The organism is Pantoea dispersa (assembly GCF_019890955.1).
Taxonomy (GTDB): domain Bacteria; phylum Pseudomonadota; class Gammaproteobacteria; order Enterobacterales; family Enterobacteriaceae; genus Pantoea; species Pantoea dispersa.
Genome location: NZ_CP082346.1, coordinates 2856631 through 2874993, shown reverse-complemented (window position 1 = coordinate 2874993; position 18363 = coordinate 2856631). Strand labels below are relative to the sequence as shown.

Sequence of the window (18363 nt, the reverse complement as noted above, 5' to 3'; positions counted from 1 at the left end):
TGCGCTGAGCAGTCAGGGCGGTGCAGAATTTTATTCAGTCGCCATCCGGTAAGAATCGTGACCAGCCTCACACTTTCTCGTTTCTGACTATACTCAAACCTCCTTTTTATCCCGTCATTGACCAGGTCTTGAATCACCCATGGACGATAGCAAGCAAAATTCTTCGCAGTCTCAATCAGATGATGGCGGCAGCCTGACGTTCACTGTTCAGCAGCGCCTGTTTTTTGTGGTGTTAGTCGCCACGATGGGCGCGCTGGCGTTTGGCTACGACACCGGCATTATTTCCGGCGCGCTGCCCTACATGACGCTGCCCGCCGCGCAGGGCGGTCTCGATCTCACGCCATTTACCGAAGGGCTGGTGACCTCTGCGCTCACCTTTGGCTCCGCGCTCGGCGCGTTCATCAGCGGTTATGTCTCGGACCGCTTTGGTCGCCGTATCACGTTACGCAGCCTTGCCCTGTTGTTCATTGCCGGGGCGTTAGGCACCACGGTTGCGCCGAATCTGGAAATCATGGTGGTGATGCGCTTTATTCTGGGTTTCGCGGTGGGCGGCGGATCGTCAACGGTTCCGGTCTTTATCGCTGAAATTGCCGGGCCTAAGCGCCGGGCACCGCTGGTCAGCCGCAACGAACTGATGATTGTGTCAGGGCAACTGCTGGCTTATGTCGTCAGCGCCGCCATGAGTTTGCTACTGCACGATCCGGGCATGTGGCGCTATATGCTGTCGCTGGCGATGATCCCCGGCATTCTGCTGTTTATTGGCACCTTTTTTGTCCCGGCCTCACCGCACTGGATGGTGGCGGAAGGGCGCTTTAATGAGGCGCTGCGTATCCTGCGCAAACTGCGGGAAAATCCGCGCGAGATTAAAAAAGAGATGGCAGAGATGCGGCAGAATGCCCGCGAAGCCCGTCAGGGGCCACCCGCGCGCGAACTGTTAAAAGAGAAATGGATCGTGCGTCTGCTGCTGCTGGGCTGCGGCATGGGCATCGTCGCGCAGTTTACCGGCGTCAACGCCTTCATGTATTACACGCCAGTCATTCTGAAAAGTACCGGGCTGGGCACCAGTGCTTCGATTGCGGCTACCATCGGCAACGGGGTGGTATCGGTACTGGCCACCTTTGCCGGTATTAAAGCCATCAGTCATTTCGGCCGGCGCCCGATGCTGATGACCGGGCTGGCGGTGGTGATTGCGATGCAGCTGGCGCTGGGCGCGGTGCTGGTTCTCATGCCACAAAGCCTGACGCAAAGCCTGCTGGCGCTGGCATGTATTCTGGTGTTTCTGTTCTTTATGCAGATGTGCATTTCCCCGGTTTACTGGCTGCTGATGTCGGAGTTATTTCCGATGAAAGTTCGCGGGGTATTAACCGGTTCAGCGGTAGCATTTCAGTGGATATGCAACGCCGTGGTGGCGCTGGCGTTTCCGCCTTTGCTGTCGCTGGTGGGTAATAAGGCGTTCTTTATCTTTGCCGCAATCAACGTAGCTTCCCTGGTGTTTATTGCCGTGATGTTGCCGGAAACCCGGGGGAAATCACTGGAAGAAATTGAATCCCACATGCGCGAGCATTTTGGTGAACCTGCGGATCAAGCCGCGTCATCAGGCTGAATCGTCGTCATGCTGAGGCAGGTTGCGCCAGCGCCTGCCGACAGAAACCTTTGTCGCGGCACCCGCCGCGGCATTTTTCATGCTCGTTAAATAAATCCTGTTACAGGCTTCATTTCAGAACTTGCCTGCACCGGTTCGCTCAATAGGGTCTACAGTGTGACGTGAGGTTCTCATCAACGTGAAATGGAGGAAGTAAATTTGTCTATTCAACACGACGGGAAAGGGCACGTCATTATTGGCGAAGCGGCACTGAGCCTGGCTTTGGGCAAAAAGAAGATCAGCGTTAATACGCTTATCGACGAGCTCAGACACATGAAACGCGCTGGCGGCAGCGACACACGCCTGTCCGCGATTTCAGAGGCGATCGGCTGGCTCAGAAGCTTTGATGAGCCTGAGCAGGCCGCGATCCATGTGCCGTACCTGCAGACGCTTGCAGGCCTGAACGACGAGAAGAACTGACGCCATAAGACGTAGTCCGGCTCTGGCCGGAAGACGACAACGTAGATGACCTCATCGGACGCGCGTTAGCGTGTACCGGCCGGAGAAAACTGTCAGGGATGACGTCTTCACCACCATCAAACCTCGTATTAACGATTTTCGGCAACGCGGCATGTGGCAACGGATGCGGGCTTTAGCGACGGATGTGCAACGCGCTGAAGGTGAGCGGATGAATCAAACGATCAGCGACCAAACAGCATCGCCAGCAGGGAACGTGCCTGTTCCGCTTCGACGTCATCGTCCGTGTCATTGATGTGCCCGATAAGCTTGAGGCAGATCGCGGTGCGCGTCAGCCGACGTTCCTGACGCAAAATTTCAACGGTGATGCGTCCCAGTAGCGCAATCTGGCGGGGATCGGTGACCTGACTGAAGTAACCGGCTAGTCCGGTATTGTGACAAGGCGGCAGCCCGTTGTTTCTCATTTGTCCACCTGCAGCACACGATCATCTTGTAGGGCGCAAAGTAACCGATACGATATCGTCTGTACAGCAACAATCCTCTCCCCGTGTCAGGAAATCAGCGGGTTGTCCAAACCGATACCGTTTTTCCTGCCGCTGAACCCACCCATTACGCCGGTTATTTCAGTACGTAAGCCCCTGAGATTAAGGTGTTAGCATTTTTTGCACAAGAACGTAGCTAATAAAGAAACAGTATTGCTGTACAAGTTTTATTTCTTTGTATAAGTTTACGCACAGAGAGAAGCGACGGTATTTTAACCATTCGAGGGGTTCATCATGCGTCAGAATGTTGCAAAATTTCCAGACAGCGCCAGTGAGATTGCCCGCTATTTCAGCAGAGCGACAGCACCTACTCAGCAGGAAACGCTGGGGCAGATTGTCGTTGAGATCCTGCGCGCAGGAAAAAACCTCAACCGTAAGGCGATCTGCACCAAACTGCTGAGACGCCTTGAGGTCGCGGCAAATTATGAAGAAGAGCGTCATTACCAGACGCTGATTGGCATGCTGTTTGAACGCTGATACGAAAAGGGATAATCGGTGGTACCTGCAGCATGCGCTTTATGACCCGGGAAGGGTCAGCCACTTGTCCGAAAGGGCACAGTCCCGCAGGGGGTGGGCATGCAGAGAAGTCAAATTGAACGTTTAACCGAAATCGTTCTGGGCGAGGCGGTGGTCAGGCTGCTCGATAATAATAAACGAATCAATGTGGCGACCGTTTCAGCCCGGCTGCGGTCAATGGCCGCAGAGGAATTTAACCCCGACCGTCTGGAGGCGATCAGGATCGCCATCAGGGAGCTGCAGATGCAGCCAGCAGCCCGGGGAAATCGTGAAAAGCCGATGGCTGCTCTGGGCGGGATATCACAACCCAGAGCTGGTAAAAAGCATTAATGACAGGGACGATACAATCTCGTGATTAACCGGAGTGTGGCAGGACGCCCGGCATAACACGGCCATCTCAGGATGGCCGATTTTTTTGGCGACCACCGGGCTGTCGGCAGCGCCCGGTTTACGGATAACTACACATGCAAACCAATGAACACTCATTCAGCGCTGAAGCGGCCCTAATTCACCATTTTCGCAGCGGCGGTGAGCGCTATGCAGCCGAAGCCGCGGCACTGGATGCCGTGATTCGCGACATCGTCATCCATGGCCAAAAAGTGACGAGCAAAACCATCATCCTGTATCTCATCTCAGAGCTTGAGATGACCACCGATATTGTCAAACTGGATGTACTGCGCAACGTGCTTGAAATCGTGGTCGGCAGAACGCCGGATGATGAAGGGTTCTGAAAAGGTTAGTAAGCCGGAGCAGTAAATTAAGCTTAGTGCATCTGCTTCACAAGCATACTGATGGCGTTTAAACAGGCCTGCCGCAGTTCATCTTCGCTTGCCGTTTCGCCAAGATGATGCAGTGCATGGGTAATGTCCTGAAGTGTCAGGTGCTGGTCCGGCTTAAGAAGGCGCGCCACAACCGTTCCAATAACGGCGTAGATATCTTCGGCGGTAGTGTCATCGCTCAAATGACCTCCATCCGTTGGTGGATAAGCATACAGTATAGCAGAAACCACAGCGTCAGGCGCGGCAGATTGTCAGGCAGCGATCAGTGCAGCTTGCCGGAAAAAGAAAAATGCCCGGCAGTGAACGCCTCTTTCTTCACCGCGCTCATCTCCATTTCCCGTCTGACGTCCTCAATGACACGCAGCACAGCACGAATGCGGTCACTGTCTGTTTCGCGGTCAAGCATTGCCTGCAGCCTGTCGTTAAGGGCCGCCCAGCTTATGGCGACGTTATCATCGAGTAACGCCGTTACGGCTTCTCCGATGATGATATCCGCCATTTTATCGTCAAAATTGTTTTTCATCAGTCTGTCCGGCTGCGGTTAGGGCAATGAGCTTACCACAGGAATCTCACCCGGACACATTGAGCACATCAAACTCCGCTAAAAGATGCCGGACGCGGGTTATCGGCGCAATGATCAGCATATTGCGTTGCCGGCGTTGCAAAGAGGATGACATTTGCGTTCGCACCGGCCATCACGGCGCTACTTTCTGACGGGTTCCGCGGCTTCAGCGCGCCCGCTGACCTCTGAAGCCGCCTGATCCAGACGATAAAGTAAGGTGTCGCCGCGTTCGCAGTAACGCGCCGGCCAGATCATCGCCCCGTTACCGTCCTCCACGTACTTCACACCCAGTGCCTCCACCACAGCCCATGGCTGCGCCAGCGCACTGCGGTACCGAAGTAACTCGCGCGCCATGGAAACCGCCTCCGGTTCGTTCTCCTCCGGATGGCTGGATATAAACTGCAGTCGGGCATCGCTCAGCATTGTCTTCTCCTGTGAGCCTGACGTTTTATCTCTTCAGAGGTTCTGCGTCGTCAGGCTTAACCGCTTTCAGATCGCCTCGCGGCTCTCAGGCCATGCCACGGCGCCGCCCTCAGGCGTAAACAGGCTGCCCTGGAAATCGATGATCCCGGCCGCCTCCAGCCACATCCACTCTTCGGGACGCTCGATACCGGCTGCAATGACGTTGATTTCCAGCGCCGAACAACAGCGGATGACCGCCTGCATCACCGCCTGCTTCGGGCCGCTACGATGAATATCACGTACAATATTTGCGCCGATACGTACCCGGTCAGGCTGGACGTGCGCCAGTAAAGAGAGACCTGCCGAGCCGTCGCCGAAGTTATCAATTGAAAGGCTGATGCCTGCCTCTTTCAGCTGTCTGACCGCCGTGGAAAAGTCTTCGAGCCGGGAGATGACTTCCGTTTCGCTCACGCCAAGAATGATTTGCTGCGGCACCAGCTCCGCCTGCGCGATGGCGCTGACCAGCTGACTTACCGCATCGGGAAGATAAACCAGCGTCATCGGCAGGATACTGATATACAGCGTCATGCCATCGGGACAGGCCTGGCCGGCTTTATGCAGTGCGTCTGTCACCACGTTGAGGTCATGAGTGTAACGCTCATGTTCCCCGAGTCCGGCGGGTTGCGCGTGCGGAATTGCCTCAATGGCCGTCACTTCACGGCCGAGGGGGTCAACCACAGGGCGGAAAGTGACGCCACTGGCCGGCGCGGGAGATTGTCCTTCCGCGGGGATGAACTCCCAGTAATCCGCCGGCGGCACTTCATAGTAGTTCTCTTTTTCACGCGCTTCGACAAAGGTTCTGAGGAACTGTAGCCCGCGATCGTCATAGGTCAGCTGATATTTCGACGTGCCGCGATCAAGCACCGCCTGCAGCACACTGCCGCTGTGGTGATTACGCAAATCGAACAGCTCCATGCCGGCATTACCGAAACGCCGCGAAGGCGAGTAGTCGCGCATCAGCTCGACCACATTGTGATGACGCCGGTCGGCACAAATGCGAGCGTAGATTGCCAGAACGCCTTGCTCCGGCCCTTCCAGGATTTGAAAAAAGTGCGTGCCGTTAAACAGCAGGATGCCGGTAACATGATGCTCAGTATTGAGCAGACTCGCTTTTGCCACCATCTCCGGCAGGATATTGACGGGAACATCTTCAGAGATGTGGCTGCGGTAAATTATTGTTGTAAGCATTTTACGCTCCAGATTGTCGCGATTGTCCTCTGACACCTTAGCAGCATGGGTTAAATTGTGAAACGTCCGGGCTGAGTGCTGCCTGGCGGCTGACTGAGTCCGGTAAAAGGGTTGAGCGGGATTCAAAGGTCGGAAAAGGTGCTGACAGCCTGGTGGCCGCACTGAAAAGACAAGCGGCGCGTAAAGCGCCGCTTCGGATAAGCCTGCCAGTGAGTGATAGTAGCCCGACAGCAGGTCTTTAGCTGTTGTAGCGCTGCTTATCGCTACTCGCGGGTTTTACCCTCTTCGATAAACTCTTCGTCGATCTCTTCGACGTTTTCCCGGTTGTCGCGGCCGGAGAGCAGATTCCAGCAGGCGATGAACAGGGCAGCGATCAAGGGACCAATCACAAAGCCGTTGATGCCGTACACTTCCATGCCGCCCAGCGTGGCGATCAGGATCAGGTAATCCGGCATTTTGGTATCTTTGCCGACCAGCAGCGGACGCAGGATGTTGTCCACCAGCCCGACCACGACGACGAAGAAGCCCACCAGGAACAGGCCTTTCCACAGCGCCCCGGTGGCGAAGAAGAAGATGGCCGCGGGTACCCAGACGATGGCCGAGCCGACTGCCGGAATCAGCGACAGGAACGCCATCAGCGCGCCCCACAGCAGGCTGCCGTCGATGTCAGTGATCCAGAAGGCAAAGCCACCAAGCACCCCCTGAACCACGGCCACCACCACGGTGCCTTTGACCGTCGCGCGCGATACAGCGGCAAATTTCATCAGCAGATGGTGCTTAACATAGGTGGAGAGCGGCAGCGCTTCGAGAATCAGTCCGACCAGCCAGGCGCCGTCTTTCAACAGGAAAAACAGCAGATAAAGCATCACGCCAAAGCCCACGGTGAAGGTGAAAGTCCCTTTACCGATCAGGAACACGCTGCCCGCCATGTATTGTCCGCCCTTCAGCGCAAAGCTGGAGAGTTTTTGCTGAATCTGTGCGGCATTGTTCAGATCGTGATCCGCCAGCCAGGTTTGTGCCCACTCCGGCAGATGCTGCAGCAGCGAGGCAAACACCGTCGGGAACTGCGCGGAATTGGTTTGCAGCTTGGTGTACACCGTATTGATCTCGACCACCAGCGACGAGGTGATGATCGCCAGCGGCGTGAACACGATCAGGCAGATAATCAGTAAGGTCACGAAAGAGGCCAGCCCGTTGCGGTCGCCCATTTTGCGCCGCAGCAGTGACTTCAGTGGCGCAAAGATCACCGCCAGAATAGCCGCCCACAAAATGGCGGAGAAATAGGGCGCCAGCACATCAAAAAAGGCGATCGTGACAATCGCCAGAATCACTATAAAGAAACCGATATTTAACCCTTGAACACGCATGCAAAAGCCTCGCAGATAAACGTAGCGAATGAACTATAGAACGGCTTTTGCGGAATGTAATGTTTTTAGCGCGCAAGGCAAGGCGTGCAGGATGAAAAGCTGTCCCGAACTGTCCGCCCTATGTCCGCTCACAGGCTGGCGCGCCGGGGCGGCGGCGACGATGATAGCCCTGAACCCTGACAGGAGAGTGCCATGCTGGAATTACGTCCTAACTGTGAATGCTGCGATAAAGATCTGCCGCCGGCCTCGCCTGATGCGCGCATCTGCTCGTTTGAGTGCACGTTTTGCGTTGACTGCGCGGAAGGCGTGCTGGCGCAGCGTTGCCCGAACTGTGCGGGTGAACTGGTGCGGCGGCCGATACGTCCGGCGCAGGCGCTGCTGCGCCATCCGGCTGCAACTCAGCGATATCCGGTTTCTGCGCCACCCCGCTAAATTCGCCAGCGCAATTGGATTAACAGCCGGCGCATAATTATTGTGCGCCCGCTTGCTGGTTATTTAACCTTATGCTTCAGCGCAACGAAAAATTAGCGTTATATTAATCACGCACATCGATTAATTGCCAGCACAGCAATAGGGCTCTCGCTATCAATGAAATGTGCGGGTCAGCTATTTTGCCGGTCGGCTTAAATGGCGGCATAACTAAAAAATAGCATGGATTAATTTTTACCTTTCAAATTCAATGTATTGTGATTTTATGTCGATATTTTATACGGGCTGACTATATTTCCTGGCGAAAGCTGGTCAGAGCACGGACCTTATTTCCTTTCACGTTATGTACCTTTGGTGGTTATTTTCGCTGCCATGAACATTTTTACGGTTTTTTCTGAAAATAGAAGTTTTCTGAAAGTATTTTGCCCTGATGAATGTTATTCTTTCCGGGCAATGCTAGTGATGTGGCGTTGTGTGCTTCAGTTTTACCCTCTTTTTAGCAGGGTTTCCCCGCTTTATGCTTTTTATGGAAATAGCATTGTCCGCCCGATCCCCGCGATCGGGTTTTCTTTATTTCCGCTGAATTAACTGCTTATTTCCCTGCCAGCCTTATCGTGCCACGCCACCATAAAGTCTCCACAATCGTTAAGAAAGCGCTAACCTGGCGTAATGTATTGTAAGTAACCGATTTTTAAGAGTTTTGGAAATGCTGCTTTAGCTTTGTTTAGGTAATAGTAAGCCTCAACGGCGCGCAGACTGCCGTTATCCCTGGAGGTAACACCATGAAAAAAACAACACTTACGATTATTGCGTCATTTATTGCATGCAGCACATTGTTTTCCAGCGTCTCCTGGGCCGACGGTCCCGGTGACCCTCGCTGGGACCCGCACGGCGGCGACCGCCATCAGGAACGCGGCCCGGGTCCCGATCATCATGACCGTCGTGACTTTGGCCACGATCGCGGACCGGGCCCGGATCGTCACGATCATTATGCTGACCACCGTATGCCGGAGGGACATCGTGGCGGCGAGCGCTTTGCCTGGCGCGGTCATGATTTTCGCCGTGGTTATCCGGCACCGCCGGAGTTTCGCGGTCCACACTATCGCGTCGATGACTGGCGGGCACGCGGTCTGTATGAGCCGCCGCGCGGCGAGCACTGGGCCTTTATCGACGGAAATTATGTGTTAGTGGCGGCCGCGACCGGGATTATCACCGCCATTTTGCTGAATAACGCATTTAACTAATCCTGCCGCACGGATGGCGACGGCCATCCGTGTTTCTCTCCGCTTTCACCGCTCACCAGGTTATTCTCTGGACAACCCGTTTTTCCTTTCAACGCGTTAAGGAGTCATGATGACCATGGTAAAAATGGTGGCGGTGGATATGGACGGCACCTTTCTCGACGATAAAAAACAGTACAACCGGGCACGTTTTCAGGCCTGCTATCAGGAGATGACGCGGCGCGGCATCAAATTTGTGGTCGCCAGCGGTAATCAGTATTACCAGCTCAAATCCTTCTTTCCCGACATCGCCAGTGAGATCGCCTTTGTCGCCGAAAATGGCGCGTGGATCCTCGACAGGGATGAGGAGCTGTTCTGCGGCGCGTTCTCGCGCGAGGACGTTAATGCCGTGCTCGATACCCTGCAGCGCGGTAACTATCCCAACCTGAAATACATCCTCTGCGGCCGCAACAGCGCTTATCACTTCAACACCATGGATGAGCAGTGGCTGGTCAAAATGCGTCACTACTGCCATCGCCTCAAGGCGATCGATAGCCTCGCTGACGTGGGCGATGACCGGCTGTTCAAGTTTGCGCTGAATCTGTCCGATGATTATGTCGATATTCTGATGGCTGATATTGAGCGTCTGCATCAGGGCGCGGCGGCGGCGACCTCCAGCGGGCACGGCTCGGTGGATTTGATTGTGCCCGGCTTGCACAAAGCCAACGGGCTGCGTCTGTTGCAGCAGCGCTGGGACATCAGCAGCGATGAGGTGCTGGCGTTTGGCGACGGCGGTAACGATCTGGAGATGCTGGTGCAGTCGCGCTTCAGCTTTGCCATGCAGAATGCGCCGCAGCGGGTCAAAGACGCTGCGCGCTACGGCGCACCGTCCAATAACCAGGAAGGCGTGCTGCAGGTGATTGAGCAGATGCTGGCGGGGGAAGGGCCGTTTGCTGGCTGAATAAGCAACGGGCAGCCTGCGCTGCCCGAAAGGCTCAGACGACGCGCCATGCGGCGGTAATCATCTCCGTGAGCGTGGCGGGATCATAATTGACCCAGCCGTTTTTGCTGTTGGCGCGCGCCACAATCCAGTCGACCTCTTCCGCGGCGAGGGTGGGTCCTTCCAGCCAGAACGGCACGATAGCCTGCTGCTGCAGCCAGGCTTTCAGCGCCAGCGCCGGCGGTGCCGTTTCATCGGGCAGCAGGCGTTCAGCCAGCGCCGCCATCAGCCGCTGCTGTTCGGGGTGCGCGCGCTCCGCCAGTACATCAAGGAACGGGAACAGCAGACGACCGCAGACTTCACCGTGATGGAACGGTTTAATCGCCCCCAACTCGCCGGCAATACCGTGGATCACCCCCAAACCGGCGCTGCTCAGGCTAACGCCGCCGAGCCATGATGCCATCATCATCGCTTCACGTGCCGCATCGCCGCGGCTGTCGTCCTGATTGAGGTACGGCCACGCCTGCATGAACAGTTGCAGCCCGTTGAGCGCATTTTGCTGACTGAACAGGTTGCCCTTGCGTGACAGATAAGCCTCGAACAGGTGGGTAAAGGCATCAATGGCGCAGGTAGCCAGTACGCGATCCGGCGCTCCTTTGAGCAGATCGGGATCGAGAATTGCCACCTGCGGCACAAAAACCGGATGGCGCAGTGAGGCCTTCACCTTAATGTGCTGCTGATCGGTCACCACCGCATTCTGCGTGACCTCGCTGCCGGTGCCGGCGGTGGTAGGAATGGCGATCAGCGGCAGCGTGACCGCCTGTACCGGCGTATCGCCCACTTTCTCGAGGTAGCGCGCGATATTCAGCGGATGCTGCATCATGGCGCCAAAGGCTTTGGCCGCATCCAGCACGCTGCCGCCGCCGATGGCGACAACGCGATCGACGTGGCCACGCCAGCGCGTCACCCAGCCATCGATCTCGTCTGGCGAGGCTTCATGGCTGACAATTTCATAGCCCAGAATGTGATCGTTCAGCGTCGCGCCCAGACGCGCCCACGCCGGACTGTTGAGAAATGAGCGGCCGCAGAACAGCAGCGTGGGCTGCGGATTCGCCGCCAGCAGCGGGACCAGGCGGTCGATGCTGCCACGGCCAAACAGGGTTTGTTGATTACTGTACAGCTCAATCAGATTCTCACTCACCTGCAGATCCTTATCGGTTGGCATAAAACAGCTAGTGTAACCAAAGCCACGCCGCTGCCGGGGCAAACATTCTGATAACCCTCCGACAAAAAGTTGATCACCTTCGCAAAACAGAAATTCACCCGCTGCACCAGGTGCTTTCCCGTCAATGTTACCCTTAACATGATACCGGTAACAGGATGTCGCATTCTGAAACATCTGGCACTGATAACCCCTTTGTCCCATTACAACAAACCGCTGCCGGTAATACGCCGAGCGCAAAAGTGGAGAAAAATTATGCCATTACTCTATGTGGCAATTGGCGTGGCGTTACTGCTGCTGCTGATGATTCGCTTCAAACTTAACGGCTTCATCGCGCTGATTCTGGTGGCACTGGCGGTGGGCATGATGCAGGGCATGCCGGTCAATAAAGTGATTGGATCGATCAAAACCGGCGTCGGCGGCACCCTGGGCAGCCTGGCGCTGATCATGGGCTTTGGCGCGATGCTGGGGAAACTGCTGGCCGACTGCGGCGGTGCGCAGCGTATCGCCACCACGCTGATCGAAAAATTCGGCCAGAAGCACATTCAGTGGGCGCTGGTGCTGACCGGCTTCACCGTGGGCTTTGCGCTGTTTTATGAAGTCGGGTTCGTGCTGATGCTGCCACTGGTGTTCAGCATTGCCGCATCGGCGCGCGTGCCGCTGCTGTATGTCGGCGTGCCGATGGCGGCCGCCTTATCCGTCACGCACGGCTTTCTGCCACCGCATCCGGGCCCGACTGCGATCGCCACGTTATTTAATGCCGACATGGGGAAAACCCTGCTGTACGGTACGCTGCTGGGTATTCCGACGGTGATTCTGGCCGGACCGGTGTATGCGCGTTTTCTGAAAGGCATTGATAAGCCGATTCCGGAAGGGCTGTGGAACCCGAAAACTTTCAGCGAAGCGGAGATGCCAGGCTTTGGCGTTAGCGTGTGGACGGCGCTGGTGCCGGTGATCCTGATGGCGCTGCGTGCCGTGGCAGAAATGCTGCTGCCGAAAGGCCATGTACTGCTACCGTACGCGGAATTTTTTGGCGATCCGATCATGGCGACGCTGATTGCAGTGCTGATTGCCATCTTCACCTTTGGCCTTAACCGTGGCCGCAGCATGGATGAGGTGATGGGCACCATCACTGACTCGATCAAAATCATTGCCATGATGCTGTTGATCATCGGCGGCGGTGGCGCCTTCAAACAGGTGCTGGTGGACAGCGGCGTGGATAAATACATCGCCGGCATGATGCATGAAACCAACGTCTCGCCAATCTTTATGGCGTGGTCAATTGCGGCGGTGCTGCGTATTGCGCTGGGGTCAGCCACCGTCGCGGCGATTACCGCCGGCGGCATTGTGGCACCGCTGATTGCCACCAGCGGCGCCAGCCCGGAGCTGATGGTCATTGCCGTCGGTTCCGGCAGTGTCATCTTCTCGCACGTCAACGATCCGGGCTTCTGGCTGTTCAAGGAGTACTTCAACCTGACCATCGGTGAAACTATTCGCTCGTGGTCGGCGCTGGAAACCATCATCTCGGTGTGCGGTCTGCTGGGCTGTTTGCTGCTGTCCGCTGCGCTGTAACCGGCTGAGGCACCGCGCCTCAGCCCCGGCGGCTTACTGCGCTAAGGCGCGGAAGGCCGCCAGTTCCTCCTCCGGCATGCCAGCCTGGCGTGCCGCTGCGCAAATCTGCTGCCAGCTATTGCTGTCCAGCGGAATGCCCTCGCGTTCACGTGCTGCCCGATTGCGCGTTTCCCATTCGCCCGGCACCAGAATCTCCGCCTCACCACTTTGCGGTGAACGCCTGACCCACGCGAGAAACTCTTCGGCTTCCTGCTGCATCGCCGGTGCGTCAAACGCGTCAGGGTTCAGGATAATGGTGGTCATGCCGTTGAAGATGGCGTCAGTGCCGGAAAGCAGCGTGGCGTCATGCGTAGTGCGACCGCCGGATAGCGCGCCGCCAAGGATTTCGCACATCGTCGCCAGCGCATAGCCTTTGTGCAGGCCGAAGGCGGTCAGCGCGCCATACGGCGACTGATGCATCACGCCCGGATCGGTGGTCGGCTGGCCCTGCGCATCAAGCAAATAGCCCGGCGCGACCGGCTGACCTTTGTTATACGCCACCCGCGTTTTACCATAGGCGATGCCGCTGGTGGCAAAGTCCAGCAGCAGCGGTTCGCCGTCGCGACGCGGAAACACCGCGCAGAACGGATTGGTGCCGAAGCGGCGATCGCTGCCGTTAAACGGCGCCACCATCGGATCGCCCATCACATTAACGAAGTGAAAGGAGACAAAGCCCGCTGCGGCACACTGCTCCGCCCAGTGACCGATACGGCCAATGTGATGCGAATGATGCAGGCCGACCGCCGCGAGGCCAAACCTGTTCGCCCGCTCAATGCCGTGCTGCATGGCCTCGTACGCGGCCACCTGACCAAAGCCTTTCTGGCCATTAAGGGTGAGGACCGCGCCAGCGTCTTTTTCGATGCTGACGTGCTGATTGAGCTGGAGAAAGCCCTGCGTCAGCGAGGCCATATAGCTCGGTATCATACCGACGCCGTGGGAGTCATGGCCCGCGAGGTTAGCAGCAACAAGATGGTCAGCCACCAGGCGCGCTTCTTCGGCACTGCTACCGGCATACAGCCAGATAGCCTGAACAAACTGATGTAAGCGGGAAGGGGAAACACGATGCAGTTCAGTCACGCGGTTAATCTCCTTATGGGGGGAGAGAGCATCCTGCGCTGAAATGGATAATAACCGCAAGTAAGGGCTGATAAAGGGCCACAACACGTGGCCCAACAAACTCAGTGCGGCTGTTCGAAGCCGGCTTTGACCATCTGTTCACGCAGTGCGCGTGCAATTTCACGGTTCCCACCCGTGATTGGATAAATAACGTTGTTGACGACATCGTCAAGATAATGCTCATCAAACTCTTGCAGGGTGAGCTGCGTACCGCCTTCGTCATTAATCGCAATGCTGCCACGAATGTGACTGCCATGATCCTTTGCCTTGAGGCTGTAACGACCCATACTGGTATTAATCGTGCTCATATCATCTCCTTGTTACGTAGACATAGCGAACAATTGAGGCCTGCTACAGGCGCTGTAATTTTAGACAATCAGCGCGCTACGCGTGCGGCGGGATGGCAACGTAAGCGTTAAGCTGCGACCGGGCTCGCAGAAAAAAAGAGCAGGCAACAGTCTCTGAGGCAAGTGACTGGGATCGCGCTCGCAGCGCCCAGCGAAGCCGGAATAATCATCTATACTGAATGCACGATGCGTTATTTTTCATCCTGAAGGAGCGAACTATGAAAATAATACTGTGGATTATTGCCATTATCTTTATTGTCGGGTTACTGACGATTACTGGCGTGTTTAAACTGATTTTCTGACGCGTTCAGGCACCCGCCGGGTGCCTGAAAACATTATTCAACGTGACGGGCGGCAGAAGCCGGGTGCAGGGATGACAGCGGGATCACATCGCGCAGGCTGATCGGCTTGCCGCACGCGGCGCAACAGGCGCCGTGATGATCGGGATCGTCGACCTTTTCCTTGCCGGGTACTGTATAAAAAAATTTGGCGCAACCGCAGCGGCTGCAACGAATTGTCATCTCAGTTCCTCCTCTCTCCGTCCTGGAGTGATGAGATTTATCTCAATCATCGGGTGAGTTCAATTGATAAATTTTATTAATTTATTCATGAAATCAATTTGTGTGGATAAGTTGCTGAATATTAAGTAATCACCCTAAGTAATCATCAACTGAACAGTGCATTTTCTGCACCTTTTACCCTCTGCGTTTTGTTTATTTGCCGTTTCGACTCCGTTCGCGCAGTGAGGTAAAATTAACCAGCTGATTGCCTGCAGAGCCGGGTGCAACTGGCGCCATTGTGGCGCGCGCTGCACGCGCTCGTGGCATCAGCGATTAACCCACGGCAGCACGGTGCGGCGCGATGTGGCGCTACGCGGTGACTGCCGGATACAGGATGATTTAACAGGAAGCATTGTTGTGAACTGGCGTATTTCTGCAGCCTATTGCGGCTGTATTTTGACTTCATCGGTCTCTTTTTCGACACCAGCGGCAACCACAGGCGAAGCGATTAAATCGGGCTGGAATACCTTCTCCGATAACGTGGCGCAAACCTGGACACAACCGCAAAATTACGATCTTTACGTCCCGGCTATCACCTGGCACAACCGCTTTACTTACGATGATGAACACATCAAAAAGTACAATGAGCGGCCGTGGGGCGCGGGCGGTGGCGTTTCGCGCTGGGATGAAAAGGGCAACTGGCACGGCCTGTATGCCATGGCGTTCAAAGACTCGTTTAACAAGTGGGAGCCCATCGCCGGCTACGGCTGGGAAGCGACCTGGCGACCGCTGAACGATCAGAATTTCCATCTGGGCGCCGGTTACACCGCGGGTGTGACGGCCAGGGATAACTGGCGATATATCCCGGTTCCGCTGGTATTGCCGCTGGCTTCGATAGGGTATGGCCCGGCAACCTTCCAAATGACTTACATTCCAGGCACTTATAACAACGGCAACGTCTATTTTGCCTGGTTAAGATTTCAGTTTTAATCGCTGAAGATGCGCAGAAAGTGTGAAGGGCATGGAAAAAATCAATATTTATCACTTTTTCATCAATTCGCGCTGGACAAATGTCACTGCAATTGCTGTACTAGATGCCGACACAGTTTAGTGTCCATTTTTCATGTAAAGGTAATATAGATGTCCAAGATCAAAGGTAACGTTAAGTGGTTTAATGAGTCCAAAGGATTCGGTTTCATTACTCCAGAAGATGGCAGCAAAGATGTATTCGTACACTTCTCTGCTATCCAGAGCAACGGCTTCAAAACTCTGGCTGAAGGTCAGCGTGTAGAGTTTGAAATCACCGACGGCGCTAAAGGCCCATCTGCTGCTAACGTTACCGCTCTGTAAGTTAACAGTCAGAATTTTAAAAACCCGCCTGATGGCGGGTTTTTTTTTGTGCTTTTTTCAGCCCTGCCACCAGCTAATGGCCCAGGCGACAGTCACCAGCGTACTGAGCGACAGCGCCAGCCATTCATTTAAACAGTGCGGTACCAGATTCTTCATGTGCCATGCCTCGCAACTTCATTTATGCCAGCATGGCAAAGCAAGATTAAGCCAGCCTTAAGCCAGCGTGACAGCGGCATGACAAGGCACATTCTGCGGCGTCGCTCACAGATAATTCCCGTAACATACTCATAACAAAGCTTACTTGCAGATTTTTCAGCGGCAACGCTATATAACAGCAGTCAGGGAACTGAGGAGGCAGGATGAACATACGTGAAGCACAGGCCAAAGACAGCTTTGCCCTGAGTGCACTGTTAACCGAGCTGGGTTATCGCGGCACGGAAAAATTTATTAGCCATCGGCTGGCGCAATTGTGCGCCCATCCCGACGAGACGCTGCTGGTGGCGGAACACGGTAACCAGGTGCTGGGATTTCTTTCGCTGCACTTCATTCCGCAGTTGGCATTAGCGGGCGATTTCGCGCGCATCAGCTATTTCTGTATCGCCGAGGGCGAGCGCAGTAAAGGCAGCGGCCAGCAACTGCTGAACCACGCCGAGCAACTGGCGCGCGCCCGCGGCTGCGACCGCATGGAAGTGCATTGTCACGCCTCGCGACTGAAAGCCAACCAGTTTTATGCGCGTGAAGGCTACGTTGAGTCGCCACGCTATCACATCAAAGATCTGGGCTGATATTAAGCTCGCGTCCGCAGGCAATCACTAACGCATCGGCGATGCTGTCGAGCTGATCGGCCGGCAGCCGCGCAATGCTGACGCGAATGAACTGTCCGCTGTTGATGCTGCAGCGTTCGCCTGGCAGCACGGTGATGCCCCGGGCGGCGAGGGTGATCATGGCATACTGCTCTGACGCCACCGGCAACATCACGCTCAGGCCGTCGCGATCTTCCTGTACCAGCCCGCGCCGCGCCAGTGCGGCCAGCAACTGCTGACGGCGCGCGGCATACGTGGCTTTAGCCTGCTGTATGCGCTGCTGGGTGGGCGCATCGCTTAGCATCCAGGCCACCGCATCCTGCAAAATACGGCTGGTCCAGCTGACCCCGAAGTTACGCCACGACTGCAGCCGTTTCACCAGTTCTGCCGTGCCGGATACCACCGCCAGCCGCAGATCCGGGCCGTAGGCTTTGGAAAAGGAGTGCACGTGCAGCGTGCGCTGCGGATAGTGGCGGCCGAGACTCCATACCGGCCAGCGCGACAAATCGCCGATGCCATCATCCTCGACAATCAGGGTGGCACTCTGCGCCAGCACCTGCGCCAGCGCTTCGCTGCGCTGCTGGCTGACGCTGTAGCCGGTCGCCGAGTGGGTGCGTGGCTGATAAATGAACATCGCTGGCGCTTTCTGTAAGTGTGTCGCCAGCACCTCAGGCAGCGGTCCCTGCTCATCACCGGGCAGCGGCAGGATCTCGGCACCGATGTTGTCGAGCATATCCAGCAGACGCGTCGCGGTCGGATCTTCAATCACTACCCGATCGCCGGGTGACAGCAGCGTCTGCACTATCAGGTTCATGGCATCAAAGCCGCCATCGGTCGCCAGCCACGCCTCCGCCGGACAGGGCCAGCGCGGCGCAATGGCCGCCTGCAGCTGTGGCGAAATCGCCTCACGCTGATAGCTATTCAGCTGCGGTGACGCCAGCCCGGCCAGCATCGCCGGGCGCAGATCCGGCAGCAGTGCCGGATCGGGTGCTGCCATCGCCAGCGCGGCTTTGACGTTTTCACCATAGTTGCCAATTTTCTCAAAGCGGACCGGTCGCGGCATCACACTGTTGCCGCACACCCAGATTCCGCTTCGCCCTTTACCCGCCAGCACTTTCTGCTTTTTCAGCTGCGCCCAGGCCGCGGATACCGTGGCCGGACTTACGCCCAGCCGCTCCGCCAAATCGCGCACCGCCGGCATCTGCATGCCCACGGCAATCTGTCCGTCGCGAATCAATGTTGACGCGGCGAGGGTAATGCCTTTTACCGAGGCGTCGTTAATCTGCTGGCTGAGCCACTCTGCATCCACTATTTGCGTCATAAGAAAAAGCTTTGTTCAGTAACAAAGAA

24 protein-coding genes are annotated in these 18363 nt (G+C 56.1%); 13 read left to right on the top strand and 11 right to left on the bottom strand.

The genetic code is table 11. The annotated features are described in order from the left end of the window. Positions 1–139: 139 nt before the first annotated feature. Both K7H94_RS13485 and K7H94_RS13480 read left to right on the top strand, forming a co-directional pair. A complete protein-coding gene (locus K7H94_RS13485; protein ID WP_215800306.1) occupies positions 140–1603 on the top strand; it encodes a sugar porter family MFS transporter in 1464 nt (487 codons plus the stop codon). A 198-nt stretch (positions 1604–1801) separates the two neighbouring features. Continuing rightward, a complete protein-coding gene (locus K7H94_RS13480; RefSeq protein WP_031279895.1) occupies positions 1802–2062 on the top strand; it encodes a hypothetical protein in 261 nt (86 codons plus the stop codon). Between the two features lie 221 nt (positions 2063–2283). Here the strand turns inward: K7H94_RS13480 and K7H94_RS13475 are convergent, their stop codons facing one another. Then, positions 2284–2523 (bottom strand): biofilm development regulator YmgB/AriR family protein, encoded by a 240-nt coding sequence (locus tag K7H94_RS13475; protein WP_021508614.1) that lies wholly within the window; start codon positions 2521–2523, stop codon positions 2284–2286. A gap of 312 nt (positions 2524–2835) precedes the next feature. Between K7H94_RS13475 and ycgZ the strand changes: the two genes are divergently transcribed. From ycgZ to K7H94_RS13460, 3 genes are all read left to right on the top strand, one after another. Next, positions 2836–3078, top strand: a complete 243-nt coding sequence (gene ycgZ / locus K7H94_RS13470; RefSeq protein ID WP_021508613.1) for a regulatory protein YcgZ — start codon at positions 2836–2838, stop codon at positions 3076–3078. Positions 3079–3177: 99 nt separating this feature from the next. Next, positions 3178–3447, top strand: coding sequence for a hypothetical protein (locus tag K7H94_RS13465; protein ID WP_150058461.1), 270 nt, complete (start codon positions 3178–3180; stop codon positions 3445–3447). A 134-nt stretch (positions 3448–3581) separates the two neighbouring features. Beyond that, positions 3582–3848, top strand: coding sequence for a biofilm development regulator YmgB/AriR family protein (locus K7H94_RS13460; protein WP_058757917.1), 267 nt, complete (start codon positions 3582–3584; stop codon positions 3846–3848). Between the two features lie 32 nt (positions 3849–3880). Here K7H94_RS13460 and K7H94_RS13455 read toward each other — a convergent pair whose 3' ends face one another. The 5 genes from K7H94_RS13455 to K7H94_RS13435 form a co-directional block, all read right to left on the bottom strand. Continuing rightward, the gene (locus K7H94_RS13455; RefSeq protein ID WP_021508610.1) at positions 3881–4078 is read right to left on the bottom strand and encodes a hypothetical protein; all 198 of its coding nucleotides are present in this window, start codon (positions 4076–4078) and stop codon (positions 3881–3883) included. Between the two features lie 80 nt (positions 4079–4158). Next, entirely contained in the window at positions 4159–4419 is a 261-nt protein-coding gene (locus K7H94_RS13450; RefSeq protein WP_021508609.1) for a hypothetical protein, read from the bottom strand. A gap of 180 nt (positions 4420–4599) precedes the next feature. Continuing rightward, positions 4600–4881 carry a hypothetical protein gene (locus tag K7H94_RS13445; RefSeq protein ID WP_088516275.1) on the bottom strand — a complete coding sequence of 94 codons (282 nt, stop codon included), beginning with the start codon at positions 4879–4881 and terminating at the stop codon, positions 4600–4602. Between the two features lie 66 nt (positions 4882–4947). Next, positions 4948–6108, bottom strand: a complete 1161-nt coding sequence (locus tag K7H94_RS13440) for a diguanylate phosphodiesterase (protein WP_222951184.1) — start codon at positions 6106–6108, stop codon at positions 4948–4950. Positions 6109–6371: 263 nt separating this feature from the next. Continuing rightward, positions 6372–7475 carry an AI-2E family transporter gene (locus K7H94_RS13435; protein ID WP_222951183.1) on the bottom strand — a complete coding sequence of 368 codons (1104 nt, stop codon included), beginning with the start codon at positions 7473–7475 and terminating at the stop codon, positions 6372–6374. 192 nt (positions 7476–7667) lie between these two features. Here K7H94_RS13435 and K7H94_RS13430 point away from each other — a divergent pair, with 192 nt between their 5' ends. From K7H94_RS13430 to K7H94_RS13420, 3 genes are all read left to right on the top strand, one after another. Then, entirely contained in the window at positions 7668–7907 is a 240-nt protein-coding gene (locus K7H94_RS13430) for a DUF1272 domain-containing protein (protein WP_010615634.1), read from the top strand. 779 nt (positions 7908–8686) lie between these two features. Then, positions 8687–9148, top strand: a complete 462-nt coding sequence (locus K7H94_RS13425; protein WP_058757914.1) for an RcnB family protein — start codon at positions 8687–8689, stop codon at positions 9146–9148. Positions 9149–9257: 109 nt separating this feature from the next. Further along, positions 9258–10085, top strand: a complete 828-nt coding sequence (locus K7H94_RS13420; RefSeq protein WP_021508604.1) for a Cof-type HAD-IIB family hydrolase — start codon at positions 9258–9260, stop codon at positions 10083–10085. Positions 10086–10119: 34 nt separating this feature from the next. On the opposite strand, the gene K7H94_RS13415 is transcribed toward K7H94_RS13420, so the two are convergent. Then, positions 10120–11265, bottom strand: coding sequence for an iron-containing alcohol dehydrogenase (locus K7H94_RS13415; RefSeq protein ID WP_159378383.1), 1146 nt, complete (start codon positions 11263–11265; stop codon positions 10120–10122). Positions 11266–11541: 276 nt separating this feature from the next. Between K7H94_RS13415 and gntT the strand changes: the two genes are divergently transcribed. Further along, positions 11542–12858 carry a gluconate transporter gene (gene gntT, locus K7H94_RS13410; RefSeq protein ID WP_021508602.1) on the top strand — a complete coding sequence of 439 codons (1317 nt, stop codon included), beginning with the start codon at positions 11542–11544 and terminating at the stop codon, positions 12856–12858. A gap of 33 nt (positions 12859–12891) precedes the next feature. Here gntT and K7H94_RS13405 read toward each other — a convergent pair whose 3' ends face one another. Together K7H94_RS13405 and K7H94_RS13400 are read right to left on the bottom strand one after the other, a co-directional pair. Beyond that, positions 12892–13974: a malate/lactate/ureidoglycolate dehydrogenase gene (locus K7H94_RS13405; protein WP_222951182.1), complete on the bottom strand. Its 1083-nt coding sequence runs from the start codon at positions 13972–13974 to the stop codon at positions 12892–12894. 101 nt (positions 13975–14075) lie between these two features. Further along, positions 14076–14321 (bottom strand): hypothetical protein, encoded by a 246-nt coding sequence (locus K7H94_RS13400; protein WP_021508600.1) that lies wholly within the window; start codon positions 14319–14321, stop codon positions 14076–14078. A 218-nt stretch (positions 14322–14539) separates the two neighbouring features. On the opposite strand from K7H94_RS13400, the gene K7H94_RS23360 reads away from it, so the two are divergent. After that, positions 14540–14662 (top strand): small membrane protein YohP, encoded by a 123-nt coding sequence (locus K7H94_RS23360; protein WP_445081475.1) that lies wholly within the window; start codon positions 14540–14542, stop codon positions 14660–14662. 33 nt (positions 14663–14695) lie between these two features. Here the strand turns inward: K7H94_RS23360 and K7H94_RS13395 are convergent, their stop codons facing one another. Beyond that, positions 14696–14881, bottom strand: coding sequence for a hypothetical protein (locus K7H94_RS13395; protein ID WP_058775268.1), 186 nt, complete (start codon positions 14879–14881; stop codon positions 14696–14698). Between the two features lie 396 nt (positions 14882–15277). On the opposite strand from K7H94_RS13395, the gene pagP reads away from it, so the two are divergent. The 3 genes from pagP (at position 15278) to K7H94_RS13380 (ending at position 16995) form a co-directional block, all read left to right on the top strand. After that, a complete protein-coding gene (pagP, locus tag K7H94_RS13390; RefSeq protein WP_242868554.1) occupies positions 15278–15850 on the top strand; it encodes a lipid IV(A) palmitoyltransferase PagP in 573 nt (190 codons plus the stop codon). Between the two features lie 150 nt (positions 15851–16000). Continuing rightward, positions 16001–16210 carry a transcription antiterminator/RNA stability regulator CspE gene (cspE, locus tag K7H94_RS13385; protein WP_010615627.1) on the top strand — a complete coding sequence of 70 codons (210 nt, stop codon included), beginning with the start codon at positions 16001–16003 and terminating at the stop codon, positions 16208–16210. Positions 16211–16569: 359 nt separating this feature from the next. Then, entirely contained in the window at positions 16570–16995 is a 426-nt protein-coding gene (locus K7H94_RS13380) for a GNAT family N-acetyltransferase (RefSeq protein WP_222951181.1), read from the top strand. Here K7H94_RS13380 and K7H94_RS13375 read toward each other — a convergent pair. Further along, positions 16979–18334 carry an aminotransferase class I/II-fold pyridoxal phosphate-dependent enzyme gene (locus tag K7H94_RS13375; protein WP_222951180.1) on the bottom strand — a complete coding sequence of 452 codons (1356 nt, stop codon included), beginning with the start codon at positions 18332–18334 and terminating at the stop codon, positions 16979–16981. The two genes, K7H94_RS13380 and K7H94_RS13375, sit on opposite strands and share 17 nt — an antisense overlap. Positions 18335–18363: the final 29 nt, after the last annotated feature.